The organism is Burkholderia humptydooensis (assembly GCF_001513745.1).
Lineage (GTDB): Bacteria > Pseudomonadota > Gammaproteobacteria > Burkholderiales > Burkholderiaceae > Burkholderia > Burkholderia humptydooensis.
On the sequence record NZ_CP013380.1, the window covers coordinates 3,195,063 to 3,208,216 of the forward strand.

The 13,154-nt window shown below is 69.7% G+C and carries 13 protein-coding genes, 1 other RNA gene and 1 riboswitch; of the genes, 6 read left to right on the forward strand and 8 right to left on the reverse strand.

Translation table 11 applies throughout. From position 1 onward, the window contains the following. Positions 1-41: 41 nt before the first annotated feature. The 6 genes from cobC to AQ610_RS14270 form a co-directional block, all read right to left on the reverse strand. The gene (gene cobC, locus AQ610_RS14245; RefSeq protein WP_006024881.1) at positions 42-641 is read right to left on the reverse strand and encodes an alpha-ribazole phosphatase; all 600 of its coding nucleotides are present in this window, start codon (positions 639-641) and stop codon (positions 42-44) included. Next, on the reverse strand, positions 626-1,384 hold the full coding sequence (locus AQ610_RS14250) for an adenosylcobinamide-GDP ribazoletransferase (protein WP_006024880.1): 759 nt from the start codon (positions 1,382-1,384) through the stop codon (positions 626-628). Before AQ610_RS14250 ends, cobC begins: the two co-directional genes overlap by 16 nt. Positions 1,385-1,390: 6 nt before the next feature. After that, positions 1,391-2,446: a nicotinate-nucleotide--dimethylbenzimidazole phosphoribosyltransferase gene (gene cobT / locus AQ610_RS14255; RefSeq protein WP_006024879.1), complete on the reverse strand. Its 1,056-nt coding sequence runs from the start codon at positions 2,444-2,446 to the stop codon at positions 1,391-1,393. Between the two features lie 43 nt (positions 2,447-2,489). Then, positions 2,490-3,320 carry an ABC transporter ATP-binding protein gene (locus tag AQ610_RS14260; RefSeq protein WP_043282068.1) on the reverse strand — a complete coding sequence of 277 codons (831 nt, stop codon included), beginning with the start codon at positions 3,318-3,320 and terminating at the stop codon, positions 2,490-2,492. Further along, positions 3,317-4,318, reverse strand: a complete 1,002-nt coding sequence (locus AQ610_RS14265) for a FecCD family ABC transporter permease (RefSeq protein ID WP_015601725.1) — start codon at positions 4,316-4,318, stop codon at positions 3,317-3,319. The genes AQ610_RS14260 and AQ610_RS14265 overlap by 4 nt, the downstream gene beginning before the upstream one ends. A 78-nt stretch (positions 4,319-4,396) precedes the next feature. Next, a complete protein-coding gene (locus AQ610_RS14270) occupies positions 4,397-6,304 on the reverse strand; it encodes a TonB-dependent receptor plug domain-containing protein (RefSeq protein ID WP_006024876.1) in 1,908 nt (635 codons plus the stop codon). A 69-nt stretch (positions 6,305-6,373) separates the two neighbouring features. Further along, positions 6,374-6,620, reverse strand: a riboswitch (cobalamin riboswitch). A gap of 202 nt (positions 6,621-6,822) precedes the next feature. Between AQ610_RS14270 and AQ610_RS14275 the strand changes: the two genes are divergently transcribed. From AQ610_RS14275 to AQ610_RS14295, 5 genes are all read left to right on the forward strand, one after another. Then, on the forward strand, positions 6,823-7,173 hold the full coding sequence (locus AQ610_RS14275) for a hypothetical protein (protein ID WP_006024875.1): 351 nt from the start codon (positions 6,823-6,825) through the stop codon (positions 7,171-7,173). Continuing rightward, on the forward strand, positions 7,170-7,484 hold the full coding sequence (locus AQ610_RS14280) for a cell division protein ZapA (RefSeq protein ID WP_006024874.1): 315 nt from the start codon (positions 7,170-7,172) through the stop codon (positions 7,482-7,484). The genes AQ610_RS14275 and AQ610_RS14280 overlap by 4 nt, the downstream gene beginning before the upstream one ends. 82 nt (positions 7,485-7,566) lie before the next feature. Beyond that, positions 7,567-7,748: non-coding RNA, 6S RNA (gene ssrS / locus AQ610_RS14285), on the forward strand. A 75-nt stretch (positions 7,749-7,823) separates the two neighbouring features. Continuing rightward, positions 7,824-8,285, forward strand: coding sequence for an EVE domain-containing protein (locus AQ610_RS14290; protein WP_006024873.1), 462 nt, complete (start codon positions 7,824-7,826; stop codon positions 8,283-8,285). Positions 8,286-8,483: 198 nt separating this feature from the next. After that, complete coding sequence (locus tag AQ610_RS14295; RefSeq protein ID WP_009911550.1) at positions 8,484-9,221, forward strand: SIMPL domain-containing protein; 738 nt, start codon at positions 8,484-8,486, stop codon at positions 9,219-9,221. Positions 9,222-9,312: 91 nt separating this feature from the next. Here AQ610_RS14295 and lgt read toward each other — a convergent pair whose 3' ends face one another. Together lgt and AQ610_RS14305 are read right to left on the reverse strand one after the other, a co-directional pair. Further along, positions 9,313-10,203, reverse strand: coding sequence for a prolipoprotein diacylglyceryl transferase (lgt, locus tag AQ610_RS14300; protein ID WP_006024871.1), 891 nt, complete (start codon positions 10,201-10,203; stop codon positions 9,313-9,315). A 106-nt stretch (positions 10,204-10,309) separates the two neighbouring features. Beyond that, positions 10,310-11,275, reverse strand: coding sequence for a LysR substrate-binding domain-containing protein (locus AQ610_RS14305; RefSeq protein WP_006024870.1), 966 nt, complete (start codon positions 11,273-11,275; stop codon positions 10,310-10,312). Positions 11,276-11,452: 177 nt separating this feature from the next. Here AQ610_RS14305 and ilvD point away from each other — a divergent pair, with 177 nt between their 5' ends. Further along, positions 11,453-13,126 (forward strand): dihydroxy-acid dehydratase, encoded by a 1,674-nt coding sequence (gene ilvD, locus AQ610_RS14310; RefSeq protein ID WP_006024869.1) that lies wholly within the window; start codon positions 11,453-11,455, stop codon positions 13,124-13,126. Positions 13,127-13,154: the final 28 nt, after the last annotated feature.

A 13,154-nucleotide genomic window follows, 5' to 3' on the forward strand; every position in this document is an offset into this window, starting at 1 on the left:
AAATCACGCTCGCGCGCGGGCTCGCTTGCCGATTGCGGGCGTCACGCGTCCCAATGCTCGAGCCGCCAGGCGCCAGCGCGATCGCCGGCACAATCGTCATCGCGCCGCAACCACACGACGCCGCCCATCGCGATCGGCCGCGCAAGCATCGCCTCGAGCGGCGCATCGAGCGCCTGCGACGCCAGCGCGCGCATCACGCCCGCATGCGTGACGACCCAGCTCGCGCGCGCCGACGCAGCGAGCGTCGCGAGCGCCGGCCGCACGCGCGCGACGAACTGCGCGGCGCTCTCCCCGCCGTGCTCGCGCGCATGCATCAGATCGGCGCTCCATCGATCGAGCGCGTCGCGGCCGATCGCGTCCCAGCTTTTCATCTCCCACGCGCCGAAGTCGATTTCGCGCAAGCGCGGATCGATCTCGACCGGCGCGCACACGTCGTCGGCCAGCATGCGCGCGACATCCGCGCAGCGCGCGAGCGGGCTCGCCCACACGCGCGACGCGCGCGCGACGCCGAGCGCGCGCAGCCGCCGCAGGATGCCGGCCGCGCCCGCCGCCGCACCCGCCGCGAGCGGCACGTCGCTGCTGCCGTAGCAGAGGCCCGCATCGACGGCGACGGCCGGATGGCGAATCAGGACGACATCCATCCGAGCATCGCCAGATAGATCGACAGCTCGAACACCTGCTGTGCGAAGCCGAGGCAATCGCCGGTATAGCCGCCGATGCGCGCGTCGAGATAACGCGCGATGCCCGCGCGCAGCACGAGCATCGCCGCGAGCGCGAGCGCGCCCGCGCGCCAGTCCGGCCAGAACAGCCACGGCAGGCCGAGCACGGCCGCGAACGCGAACGCGCCCGCGCGCATCCGGTGCGCGACCGGCTGCGCCTTGCCTTCGGCGCGCGCATAGTCGAGCGTGACGAGCAGGCTCGCGGCGAGCGTGCGGCTTCCCGCGTGCGCGGCGATCATCGTCCACGCGGCGCGCGCGGGCGGCATCGCGGCGAGCGCCTGCCACTTCAGCGCAAGCGCGACGACGAGGGCCGCCGCGCCGAACGTGCCGATCCGCGAATCGCGCATGATCCGCAGCACGTCATCGCGCGTGTAGCCGCCGCCGAACGCATCGCAACTGTCGGCAAGGCCGTCTTCGTGCAGCGCGCCCGTCGCAGCGAGCGTCGCCGCGATCGACACGAGCGCCGCGACGCCCGGCGGCCACACGCGCGAGGCGGCGAGATGCACGGCCGCGGCGAGCGCGCCGACGCACACGCCGACGAGCGGAAAGTAACGCGCCGCATGCGCGAGATCGACGGCCGCGCCGCTGATCGCGCGCGGCACCGGCACGCGCGTGAAGTACCCGAGCGCGACGACGAAGTAGCGCAGTTCGGCGAGCGGATTCATCGCGCGTCACGCATCGCGGTTCGCGACGCCCGCCGACTCGAAGCTCGCCATCTCGTTGACGAACGCCGCCGCCGCGCGCACGAGCGGCAGCGCGAGCGCGGCGCCCGTGCCCTCGCCGAGACGCAGGTCGAGCGCGAGGAGCGGCTCGCCGCCGAAGTGCTCGAGCATGCGCCGATGCCCCGCTTCGTTCGACACGTGCGAGAACACGCAGTATTCGCGCACCGCGGGCGCGAGCGCGTCGGCGACGACGAGCGCCGAGGTCGCGATGAAGCCGTCGACGAGGATCGCCATCCGCGCGCGCGCCGCTTCGAGGAACGCGCCCGCGATCATCGCGATCTCGAAGCCGCCGAACGCGGCGAGCACGTCGAGCGGCTCGACCGCGTCCGCGTGCCGCTCGAGCGCGCGCCCGAGCACCGCGCGCTTGTGCGCGAGGCCCGCGTCGTCGAGGCCCGTGCCGCGGCCGACGCACGCGTCGATCGGCACGTTCAGCAGGCGGCTCATCACGCACGCGGCCGCCGACGTGTTCGCGATCCCCATCTCGCCGAAGCCGATCACGTTGGTGCCGAGCGCCGCGTGATGCCGCACGCGCGCGGCGCCCGCGGCGAGCGCGGCGAGCGCTTCGTCGCGCGACATCGCGCGCTCGTGCGCGAAGTTGCGCGTGCCGCGCGCGATCGCGGCGCCGACGAGCTGCGGCGATTCCGGCAACGGCGACGCGACGCCCGCATCGACGATCTCGAGCGTGAGGCCCGCGACGCCCGAGAACGCATTGATCGCCGCGCCGCCCGCGACGAAGTTCGCGACCATCTGCGCGGTCACCGCCTGCGGATACGGGCTCACGCCTTCGGCGGCGATCCCGTGATCGCCGGCGAACACGATCATCACGGGACGCGCGACGCTCGGCGCGGTCGTGCGCTGGATCATGCCGAGCTGCAGCGCGAGCGCTTCGATGCGGCCGAGGCTGCCGGGCGGCTTCGTCTTGTGATCGATGACACGCGCAAGCGTCGCACGCAGTTCGGCGTCGTCGAGCGGCTCGACGGTCGGCAGGGAGAAGGTGAAGGTCATCGGTTCGTCTCCTGGATGAAATGGGTCGCGCGATGCGCGTCGATCAGGCGCTGCGGGGACGATCATGCGCATCGGGCCACGCGGGCACGAGCGCCTCGCGGCCGTCGCGCTCGATCAGCACGAGCGGGTAGCCGAACGCGCGGCTCGCGCGCTCGGGCGTGAGCACGTCGCGCACCGGGCCCGCGTGCGCGCCGCCGCGGCCGTCGAGCAACAGCGCGTGCGTCGCGAAGCGGCGCGCGAGATTCAGGTCGTGGCACGAGAAGATCGCGGTGCGCTCGCCCGCTCGCAGCCAGCCGGCGAGCGCGACGAGACAGTCGATCTGGTGATGCAGATCGAGATGCGCGAGCGGCTCGTCGAGCAACAGCAGCGGCGCGTCCTGGCACAGCGCGGCCGCGAGCGCGACGCGTTGCCGCTCGCCGCCCGACAGCGACAGCACGTCGCGCGCGGCGAACGATTCGAGCCCGAGCGCCGCGAGCGCCGCGTGCGCGGCCGCGCGGTCATCGGGGCGCTCCCAGCCCCAGCCCGTCAGATGCGGGAAGCGGGCGAGCAGCACGGTATCGAACACGCTCGCGCTGAACGCATCGTGCAGCGCCTGCGCCATCAACGCGCGCCGCCGCGCGAGCGCTTCGGGCCGCCAGTCGGCGAGCGGCACGCCGTCCGCCTCGACGTGGCCCGCCGCCGGCTTCGCGAGCCCGGCGAGCGTCGTGATCAACGTCGTCTTGCCCGCGCCGTTCGGCCCGGCGACGCACCACAGCTCGCCCGGATAGAACGTATGCGTGAATTCGTCGAGCAGCGTGCGCGCGCCCGCCTTCAGCACGAGACGCAGCATGCCGTAGCGGGCCGAGCGCGGCGTCGGCGCGCCGTGCGTCGTCATCGCGCGGTCCTCCGCAGCAGCATCCACAGAAAAAGCGGCACGCCGATCAGCGCCGTCATCACGCCGACCGGCAACTGCGCGGGCGCGATCGCCGTGCGCGCGAGCAGGTCCGCGGCCATCACGCCCGCGCCGCCAGCGAGCATCGCGGCGGGCAGCAGCATCCGCTGATCGTTGCCGAACGCGAGCCGCAGCGCGTGCGGCACGACGAGCCCGACGAAGCCGATCGTGCCCGCCGTCGTGACGGCCGCGGCCGCCGCGAGCGACGCGATCAGATAGACGCGCAGCCGCAGCCGCGCGGCCGGCACGCCGAGCGCGGCGGCCGCCGCGTCGCCGCGCAGCAGCACGTTCAGTTGCGGCGCGACCGGCAGCGCGACGCACGCGGCCGCGGCGAGCGCCGCCAGCGCGAACCACGGCGACGCCGCGCCGCTCAGGTCGCCCGACAGCCAGAACAGGATGCCGCGCAGGCGCTCGTCGGGCGCGATCGCGAGCATCAGCGTGATGAGCGCGAACCAGCCGGCCGAGATCACGACGCCCGTGAGCAGCAACCGCGGCGACGCGTCGCGCGGCTCGCCGCGCCACAGCTCGCGGCGCGCGAGCCCGAGCACGAACGCGATCGATGCGAGCGCGCCGGCGAACGATGCGAAATCGACGATCCACCACGCGCCGCCCGCGATCATCGCGCCGAGCGCGAACGCGGCCGCGCCGCCCGACACGCCGAGCACGTAAGGCTCGGCGAGCGGATTGCGCAGCAGCACCTGCAGCAGCGCGCCGGCGAGCGCGAGGAGCGCGCCGCAGCCGAAGCCCGCGAGCGCGCGCGGCAGCCTGAGCGTGCGGACGATGTCGGCCGCGAGCGGATCGGCGCTGGCGCGATGGACGAGCGCCGCGAGCGCATCGACGGGCGTCATCGGCACGCTGCCGAGCGTGAGCGACGCGACGAACGTCGCGCACGCGACGAGCGCGAGCGCGGCCCAGATCGCGGCCGCGCGCGCCGCATGCATGCCGGCGCCGCGCGCATCGGACCTCATGCGCCCACCCGCGCGCGGCCGCGCGAACCGCGCCGACGGCGCGGCCGGCCGTCAGCGCTGCTGCCAGCCGAGCGTGACATAGGCGCCGCGGCGCGGCGTGTTGTAGGCATAGGCAAGCTCGTAGTCCTTGTCGAACAGATTGTCGAGGCGCGCGCTCACGTACCACGACTTCGTGATGTCGTAGCGTGCGGACAGATTGACGACGCCGTATCCGCCGAGATGATCGCCGAAATCGTCGCGCGCGCCGCTCACGAGCCATTCGCCGCCGACGCGCCAGCCGCCGAACGAGCGGTTCGCCGAGATCGCCGCGAAGCGCCGCGCGCGCCGGTTCAGATCCCGGCCGGCGGTTTCGTCGATCGGGTTCTGCAGCGTCGCGGCGACGCGCACGTCGGTCCTGCCGACGTGCCCCTGCCACGATCCCTCGACGCCCTGCACCTTCGCGCGGCCGACGTTCTGCGCGACATAGTACGGGCCGCTCGCGCCGGGACGATAGTCGATCAGGTTCGTGTAGCGCGTCTGGAACGCGGTGACGCGCACGACGCCCACCGCATCCGACGCATACTGCACGGCCGCCTCGACCGAATGGCTGCGCTCGGGCCGAATCGACCGGTTGCCCGCGTTCGGATAGTACAGATCGTTGAAGCTCGGCGCGCGAAACGCGCTCGAATAGCTCGCCGACACCTTCCAGCGCTCGGTGACGTCGAGCCCGTAGCCGAGATAGTAGCTGTTCGCGCCGCCGAAATCGGAGTACTGGTCGCGGCGCACGTTCGCCTGGAACTGGCTGCCGCCGAGGCGGCCGGTGTAGCCGAGCCAGCCGGAATTCACGTGGCGCTCGGGCGCCGAATACCTGTTCGATTCGAACGACTGGTCGAGCCGCTCGTACCCCGCCTGGATCTTGTGGCCGCGCGCGATCGCGAAGTCGTTCTGCCACGTGTACTGGCGGTCGTCGGTATTGAAGTGATCGGTGTACGCGCCGTTCAGCGCCGACTGGTTGCGATCCTTGCCGCTCGACACGTTCACACGCGTCGTCCACCAGTCGGCGAGCTTGCCGTTCGCGAACGCGGACAGTTGCTGGACGCGGCTGTACAGGTCGTTCAGATCGGTCGGCGAGCCGTAGGCGTCGTCGTAGCTGTTGCGGCCGTTCGCCTGGAAGTATGTGACGCCCGCGTCCCATTTGTCGCTGAACCGGTGCCGAAGCGATGCGGAGGCGCTCTCGTTCAGATAGCCGTTCGCGTTCGGATTCGCCTGCGGCTTGCGCGCGGGATCGAGCGCCGAGAAGCCGTCGGTCTTCAGCCGCGCGAGCGACACGCTGAACGTCGTCTTGCCGTCCTCGTCGAGCCGGCCCGACGCGCCCGCGCTTTGCGTCTGCGTGTGATAGCTGCCGTAGCCCGCGGAGAAATCGAAGCGCGGCGGATGATCGCCGCCGTTCTTCGTGAACACCTGCACGACGCCGCCGATCGCGCCGGACCCGTACAGCGACGACACGTTGCCGTTCACCACTTCGACGCGATCGATCTGATCGAGCGGCAACTGACTGATCTGCGACTGGCCGAGACTCGCCGAATCGACGCGCGCGCCGTCGATCAGCACGAGCGATTGCGTCGGCTGCGCGCCGCGCAGGAAAAGGCTCGCGCTCGCGCCCGGCCCGCCGTTGCGCACGATCTGCGCGCCGGGCGCGAGCGCGAGCAGGCCGGGCAGATCGGTCGCGCCGCTGTCGGCGATGTCCTGCGCATCGAAGAGCGTCGTCTGCGGGATCGCATCGGCGAGCTTCTGCGGCCCGCGTTGCGCGGTGACGATGATCGGCGCGAGCGGCTCGGCGGATGTCGAGGATGTCGAGCGCGTCGGCGCGGCCGAAGACGCACTGGAGGCGGCGGATGCCGACGCATCGCCTTGCGCGAGCGCGATGCAAGGCAGTCCGGACAGAGCGGCGAGCGCTGCGCGGACGAGAGGGGTTCGCATGAACGAAGATCCTGTTGAGTCACTGCGGCGCCCGCTTCCCCGCAGGCTCCGCATCACGGAGACGGGCACGCCCGTCTCCCCGCCTCGGCCGGTATCCGGGCTCGCGACATCACCGCCTCGCCTTCCCGCGCAATGCGCAGTGGCACGTCGCCGGCGGCCGTGCCGACGCATCAAGAGTGCGGCTTGCATCGAAACCGATGCGATCGCTTACCGTTGCGGGGGCAGCGCAGGTTGGCTCGGTCCCGGCGGACGTCGCGCCCTGCTTCCCGTTTAACCGCGCGCGAAGCGCGCGAGCACCGAGGCGGCGCCAGTTTAGGAGTGCGCGCGCCGCAGCGTCAAGGCGCCGCGCCGACGCGGCGCAAGAAACGTCGCGCCGTCTATCGGCGAGACGATCGGCATCAACGAACGACGAAGATATTTCGCGGCGAGAAGCGGGGGTGTTACGTCTAGAAACGTTACAGATATCGGAAACTCGCCTATTCCGCGCTAAAATGCTGGGTCTTTAGAGGACGCAGCACATGCTCAACGAACTCGAAACCCTATCTCAAAACATCGGCCGCCTGATCGCGCTGAATCAACGCCATCAAACGGAACGGCTCGCGCTCGAGGAGCAGGTCGCGCAATTGCGCAGTGAAGCGCAGACGCTGCACGCGGAACTCGAGCAGTTGCGCGACGAGCGCAACGCACTCGCGGCCGAGCGCGACACGCTGTCGGCGAAAATCGACGACGCGCAAGTGAAGCTCAACGCGATCCTCGAGAAACTGCCGCGCACGAAAAGCGTGCCGGATGCGGAAAACCAGCTCGACCTGCTCGCACCGCAGGCGAACGACGAAGGCGAAAGTGCGACGGGCCACGGAGAACATGCATGAGCACGAAGCAGATCGAAGTATCGATTCTCGGCCAGTCGTATCGTCTCGCCTGCTCGGCCGAAACCGAGGCGGCGCTTCTCGAGGCGGTCGCGCGTGTCGACGCGGAAATGTCGAAGATCCGCGCGAACAGTTCGGTGCGCGGCACGGATCGCATCGCGGTGATGGCCGCGCTGTCGCTCGCGTCGGAGTTGCTCAGGCTGCAACAGAGCGTGCGTCACGGCGAGGCGTTCCCTGCGGAAGAAATCCGGCGTACAATGCGCCAAATGAATGAACAACTCGGTGCGGTGCTCGCACAGCACGAGGTGCAGTAAACAAGTTTCACCGGGTTCGGCCAATGCTTGATCTATCGCGTTCAAGCCGCTGAATCCAAAGGTGATTCGAACAGTCAAGTCAGCTTCCCTGCCTGGTTCGCCAAGGTCATATATTCCTTGAACCAATGCCATGTGCACGGTTGCGGAAATTTGTAGCACGGGCGCGCGCGTCACTCTGTCTGATGTACCCGAAGTGCTGCTAACTGCGACCAATTCTGAACCTCAGGTTCAGGATGCCGGCCTAGCGGCTAAGGCGGGGGCCTATTCGACGGCATCGGGCAAGTCCCGATGCCGTTTCCTTTTGTGCAGCCTTTTCATTGCGTCGAGTCATTGCGATCCATGCGCTACTGGCTGATGAAATCCGAACCGAACGAGGCGAGCATCGACGACCTCGCCGCCGCCCCCGACCAGACCTTGCCGTGGACCGGCGTGCGCAACTATCAGGCGCGCAACTTCATGCGCGACATGATGCAGATCGGCGACGGCGTGCTGTTCTATCATTCGAGCTGCCCCGAGCCCGGCATCGCGGGGCTCGCGCAAGTCTCGTCGACGCCCTACCCCGATCCGACGCAGTTCGATTCGCAAAGTCCGTACCACGATCCGAAGTCGACGCGAGAATCGCCGCGCTGGGTGCTCGTTGACGTGCGCTTCGTCAGGAAGTCGCCGCTCGTTCCCCTCGCCGCATTGCGCGGGCACGACGCGCTCGCGAACATGCGCGTGCTCGCGAAAGGCAACCGGCTGTCGATCACGCCCGTCACGCCGGACGAATGGCGCTTCATCACGACGCGCCTGATGAAGTGACGCGGCCGCCACGTCAAACATTGTCAGAGCCGGCGCAAGAATCCGCGCCGGCCGGAACCTCCGCCCGCCTTCGACGGCCTAATGGGCGCATCGACGGATGCAGTGCCGCGTCCGCCGGGCGTTTCTGGAGAAGCGCGGCGTCCGTCCGCGCATCGCACGCCCCCGAACGCGTGCGCGCTTACGCTCAAGGAGTCAACAATGACGAAAAAATCCGCTCTAGCCATTGCCGTCACGCTTGCGGCGGCGCTGCCGATCGCCCTCGCGCTCGCCCCGTCCGCCGCGCGCGCGCAAAGCATGGGCCAGATGCAGCCGCCCGCGGGCGTGCTGTCGCTGTCCGCGCAGGCAAGCACCGACGTCCCGCAGGACGTCGTCGACATCACGCTGTTCTACGAGCAACAGGCAAAGGACCCCGGCACGCTGACCGCCGAGCTGAACAAGCGCGCGGATGCGGCGCTCGCGCAGGCGCGCGGCGTCACGGGCGTCACGGCCCGCACGGGTGAATTCTCGGTGTCGCCGAGCGTCGACCGCGACGGCAGGATCTCCGCGTGGCGCGGCCGCACCGAGGTCGTGCTCGAGTCGCACGACTTCGCGGCCGCATCGAAGCTCGCGGGCCAGTTGAGCCCGATGATGCAGGTAGGCAACGTCGCGTTCTCGCTGTCGCCCGAAGCGCAGCGCGCGGCCGAGCAGAAGCTCACGACGGAAGCGATCAAGGCGTTCCGCGCGCGCGCCGAGGAAGCGACGCGCGCGTTCGGCTACAACAACTACGCGATCCGCGAAGTGAACGTCGGCAGCGGCCGCAACGTGCAGCCGTATCCGCGGATGTTCGCGATGGCCGCGCCCGCGATGGATAGCGCGAAGATGAGCGCGCCGATCGCCGTCGAAGGCGGCAAGACGACCGTGACCGTCAACGTGAACGGCTCGGTGCAGATGAAGTGACGTACTGGAAGCGGCGCGTTGGCGCGCCGTTGACGGTCGATACGAAAACGCCGGCGACGAGCCGGCGTTTTTCATCGCGCGCCCCGAACGATCAGGCCGGCTTCGCGACGCCGCCGCGCCGATACGCCCAGATCATCATCAGCACGCCCGCGACGATCATCGGCAGCGACAGCCACTGCCCCATCGACAGGCCGAACGTCAGCAGGCCGAGGAAATCGTCCGGCTCGCGCGCGAACTCCACCGTGAAGCGCGCGGCGCCGTAGCCGATCAAGAAGAGCGCCGAGATCGCGCCCATCGGCCGCGGCTTGCGCGAGAAGAACCACAGCACGAAAAAGAGCGCGATGCCTTCGAGCGCGATTTCGTACAGTTGCGACGGATGCCGCGGCAGCATCTGGTGCGACAGGAACACCTCGTTCAGATTCCACTTCGCGGCGATGTCCTGGTGCGCGGCGAGCCACGCGGCGTCGTCGCGCGACGCGCCCGGAAACAGCATCGCCCACGGCGCGTCGGGGCTCGTCACGCGGCCCCACAGCTCGCCGTTGATGAAGTTGCCGAGCCTTCCGGCCGCGAGCCCCGTCGGCACCATCGGCGCGACGAAGTCGGTCACTTCGAGCCAGTGGCGCTTGCGCTGCCACGCGAACAGCGCCATCGCCAGCGTGACGCCGAGGAAGCCGCCGTGGAACGACATCCCGCCCTCCCACACGCGGAAGATGTCGAGCGGATGCGAGAAGTAGTAGCCCGCCTTGTAGAACAGCACGTAGCCGAGCCGGCCGCCCAGCACGACGCCGAGCACGCCGTAGAACATCATGTCGTCGATGTCCTTCGCGCTCCAGCCTTGCGCGGCGACGTGCGGCAGCTTCAGGCGCAGCCGCCCGACGACGATCGCGAGGATGAAGCCGACGAGATACATGAGCCCGTACCAGCGCACGGCGAGCGGGCCGAGGTGAATCGCGACGGGATCGAAATTCGGATGAATGATCATGAGTTAGCGTTGAAGGTTCTGAATCGATGCGGCATGCACGGGCACGTCGACCGCCGCCGCGCGAACGCGTCGCGACCGCGATTCGACGCCCGCGCCGCGCGAACGTTCACGGCCGCGTCGCGCGCCTGCTCACGTCCGCCCCGGCGGCCGCGTCCGGCGGCGAAGGCGAAGCGCGCCGCGCGGCGCCTCGCACGACGTCGATGAAGCCCACGAGCACCGGACTCACGTCGTCCGTGCGCCACACGAGGCCCGTCTCGACGACGGGCGCCGGATCGGCGAGCGCGCGGTAGACGACCCCCGTGCGCCGCAGGTTACGCAGCGATTGCGGCACGAGCGCGACACCCATGCCCGCGGACACGAGGCTCACGATCGTCTGCATCTGGATCGCCTCCTGGCCGATGCGCGGCGCGACGCCCGCCGCGCCGTAGCAGCCCGTAATGATGTCATAAAAGCCGGGCGCCAGACGACGCGGGAAGACGACGAGCGGCAGCGACGCGATGTCGGCGATGCGCACGGGCGCGTCCCCCGCCGCCTCGGCGGCGTCGGCCGGCATCGCGACGACGAGCGGCTCGCGCAACACCGGCAGATACGACAGCGACGCCGCGTGCCGCGGCGGCACGGGCGGGATCACGAGCCCCGCGTCGATTCGGCCCGCAGCGAGTTCCTCGATCTGCACGTCGCTCGTCGCCTCTGTCAGTTGCAGCCGCACGTGCGGGTGGCTCGCGCCGAACTCGCGCAACAGTTGCGGCAGCAACCCGTAGTCGGCCGTCGACACGAACGCGAGCGCGAGCGAGCCCGCCTCGCCGCGCGCAAGGCTCTGCGCGAGCGGCGGCAGCGCGTCGGCCGCGGCGATCAGCCGCCGCACGTCGGGCAGCAGCGCCGCGCCGACCGCGGTCAGCTCGACCGAGCGCTTCGTGCGCGCGAAGAGCGCGACGCCGAGCGCATCCTCGAGCGCGCGGATCGCCTGAGACAGCGGCGGCTGCGTCATCGAGAGCCGCTCGGCGGCGCGGCCGAAGTGCCGCTCGTCGGCGACGGCGATGAAATAGCGCCATTGGCGCAGATCAGGGGTCAAATCAGGCTCCGCCTCGTCGTCAACACGCCAATTGATATGCGTATCGACCTAATAGACGATGAATAATATATTGGACATTCTCCAACAGAAACTGCATTCTTGCCCACCTGAGCCGGACCGCGCCGATGCAGCGCGCCGCTCCACCCCACAGTCAACCAGTCGATGATGGAGTCCCCCATGTCGTACAACCGCCGCTCGAAGAACATCACGCAAGGCGTGGCCCGTTCGCCGAACCGCTCGATGTATTACGCGCTCGGCTATCAGAAGGAAGATTTCGACAAGCCGATGATCGGCATCGCGAACGGCCACTCGACGATCACGCCGTGCAACGCGGGCCTGCAGCGCCTGTCGGACGCCGCCGTCGCGGCCGTCAAGGACGCCGGCGCGAATCCGCAGATCTTCGGCACGCCGACGATCTCGGACGGCATGTCGATGGGCACCGAAGGGATGAAGTACTCGCTCGTGTCGCGCGAGGTGATCGCCGACTGCATCGAGACCTGCGCGCAGGGCCAGTGGATGGACGGCGTCGTCGTCGTGGGCGGCTGCGACAAGAACATGCCGGGCGGCATGATCGCGCTCGCGCGCAGCAACGTGCCGGGCATCTACGTGTACGGCGGCACGATCCGCCCCGGCCACTGGAAGGGCAAGGATCTGACGATCGTGTCGTCGTTCGAGGCGGTCGGCGAGTTCACCGCGGGGCGCATGTCGCAGGAGGATTTCGAAGGGGTCGAAAAGAACGCGTGCCCGACGACAGGCTCGTGCGGCGGCATGTACACCGCGAACACGATGAGCTCGTCGTTCGAGGCGCTCGGCATGTCGCTGCTGTACTCGTCGACGATGGCCAATCCCGATCAGGAGAAGGTCGATTCGGCGGCGGAATCGGCGCGCGTGCTCGTCGAGGCGGTGAAGCAGGACCTGAAGCCGCGCGACATCATCACGAAGCAGTCGATCGAGAACGCGGTGTCGGTGATCATGGCCACGGGCGGCTCGACGAATGCGGTGCTCCACTATCTGGCGATCGCGCACGCGGCCGAGATCGACTGGTCGATCGAAGACTTCGAGCGCATCCGCAAACGCGTGCCGGTGATCTGCGACCTGAAGCCGTCGGGCCAGTACGTCGCGACCGATCTGCACGCGGCGGGCGGCATTCCGCAGGTGATGAAGCTCCTGCTCGACGCGGGCCTGCTGCACGGCGACTGCGTGACGATCACGGGCCGCACGATCGCCGAGGAGCTGAAGGACGTGCCGAGCGCGCCGCGCGCCGACCAGAAGGTGATCTACCCGATCGACCAGGCGCTGTACAAGGAAGGCCACCTCGCGATCCTGAAGGGCAACCTCGCCGAGGACGGCGCGGTCGCGAAGATCACCGGCCTGAAGAACCCGGTCATCACCGGCCCGGCGCGCGTATTCGACGACGAGCAGAGCGCGCTCGCCGCGATCCTCGACGACAGGATCCACGCGGGCGACGTCGTCGTGCTGCGCTACCTCGGCCCGCAAGGCGGCCCGGGGATGCCGGAGATGCTCGCGCCGACGTCGGCGATCATCGGCAAGGGCCTCGGCGAATCGGTCGGCCTCATCACGGACGGCCGCTTCTCGGGCGGCACGTGGGGGATGGTGGTCGGCCACGTTGCGCCGGAAGCGTTCGTCGGCGGCGCGATCGCGCTCGTGCAGGAAGGCGATTCGATCACGATCGACGCGCACAAGCTGCTGCTGCAGTTGAACGTCGACGACGCCGAGCTCGCGCGCCGCCGCGCCGCGTGGAAGCAGCCGGCGCCGCGCTACACGCGCGGCGTGCTCGCGAAGTACGCGGCGCTCGCCCGCCCGGCGAACAAGGGCGCGGTGACGGGCTGACGCACGGCTGCGCCACAATGGCGCCACG

What these genes read in the sequence shown, in the direction of transcription:
- cobC (WP_006024881.1), bottom strand. Translation starts at nt 641, where the DNA reads ATGGATGTCGTCCTGATTCGCCATCCGGCCGTCGCCGTCGATGCGGGC.
- AQ610_RS14250 (WP_006024880.1), bottom strand. Translation starts at nt 1,384, where the DNA reads ATGAATCCGCTCGCCGAACTGCGCTACTTCGTCGTCGCGCTCGGGTAC.
- cobT (WP_006024879.1), bottom strand. Translation starts at nt 2,446, where the DNA reads ATGACCTTCACCTTCTCCCTGCCGACCGTCGAGCCGCTCGACGACGCC.
- AQ610_RS14260 (WP_043282068.1), bottom strand. Translation starts at nt 3,320, where the DNA reads ATGACGACGCACGGCGCGCCGACGCCGCGCTCGGCCCGCTACGGCATG.
- AQ610_RS14265 (WP_015601725.1), bottom strand. Translation starts at nt 4,318, where the DNA reads ATGCATGCGGCGCGCGCGGCCGCGATCTGGGCCGCGCTCGCGCTCGTC.
- AQ610_RS14270 (WP_006024876.1), bottom strand. Translation starts at nt 6,304, where the DNA reads ATGCGAACCCCTCTCGTCCGCGCAGCGCTCGCCGCTCTGTCCGGACTG.
- AQ610_RS14275 (WP_006024875.1), top strand. Translation starts at nt 6,823, where the DNA reads ATGCTCAACGAACTCGAAACCCTATCTCAAAACATCGGCCGCCTGATC.
- AQ610_RS14280 (WP_006024874.1), top strand. Translation starts at nt 7,170, where the DNA reads ATGAGCACGAAGCAGATCGAAGTATCGATTCTCGGCCAGTCGTATCGT.
- AQ610_RS14290 (WP_006024873.1), top strand. Translation starts at nt 7,824, where the DNA reads ATGCGCTACTGGCTGATGAAATCCGAACCGAACGAGGCGAGCATCGAC.
- AQ610_RS14295 (WP_009911550.1), top strand. Translation starts at nt 8,484, where the DNA reads ATGACGAAAAAATCCGCTCTAGCCATTGCCGTCACGCTTGCGGCGGCG.
- lgt (WP_006024871.1), bottom strand. Translation starts at nt 10,203, where the DNA reads ATGATCATTCATCCGAATTTCGATCCCGTCGCGATTCACCTCGGCCCG.
- ilvD (WP_006024869.1), top strand. Translation starts at nt 11,453, where the DNA reads ATGTCGTACAACCGCCGCTCGAAGAACATCACGCAAGGCGTGGCCCGT.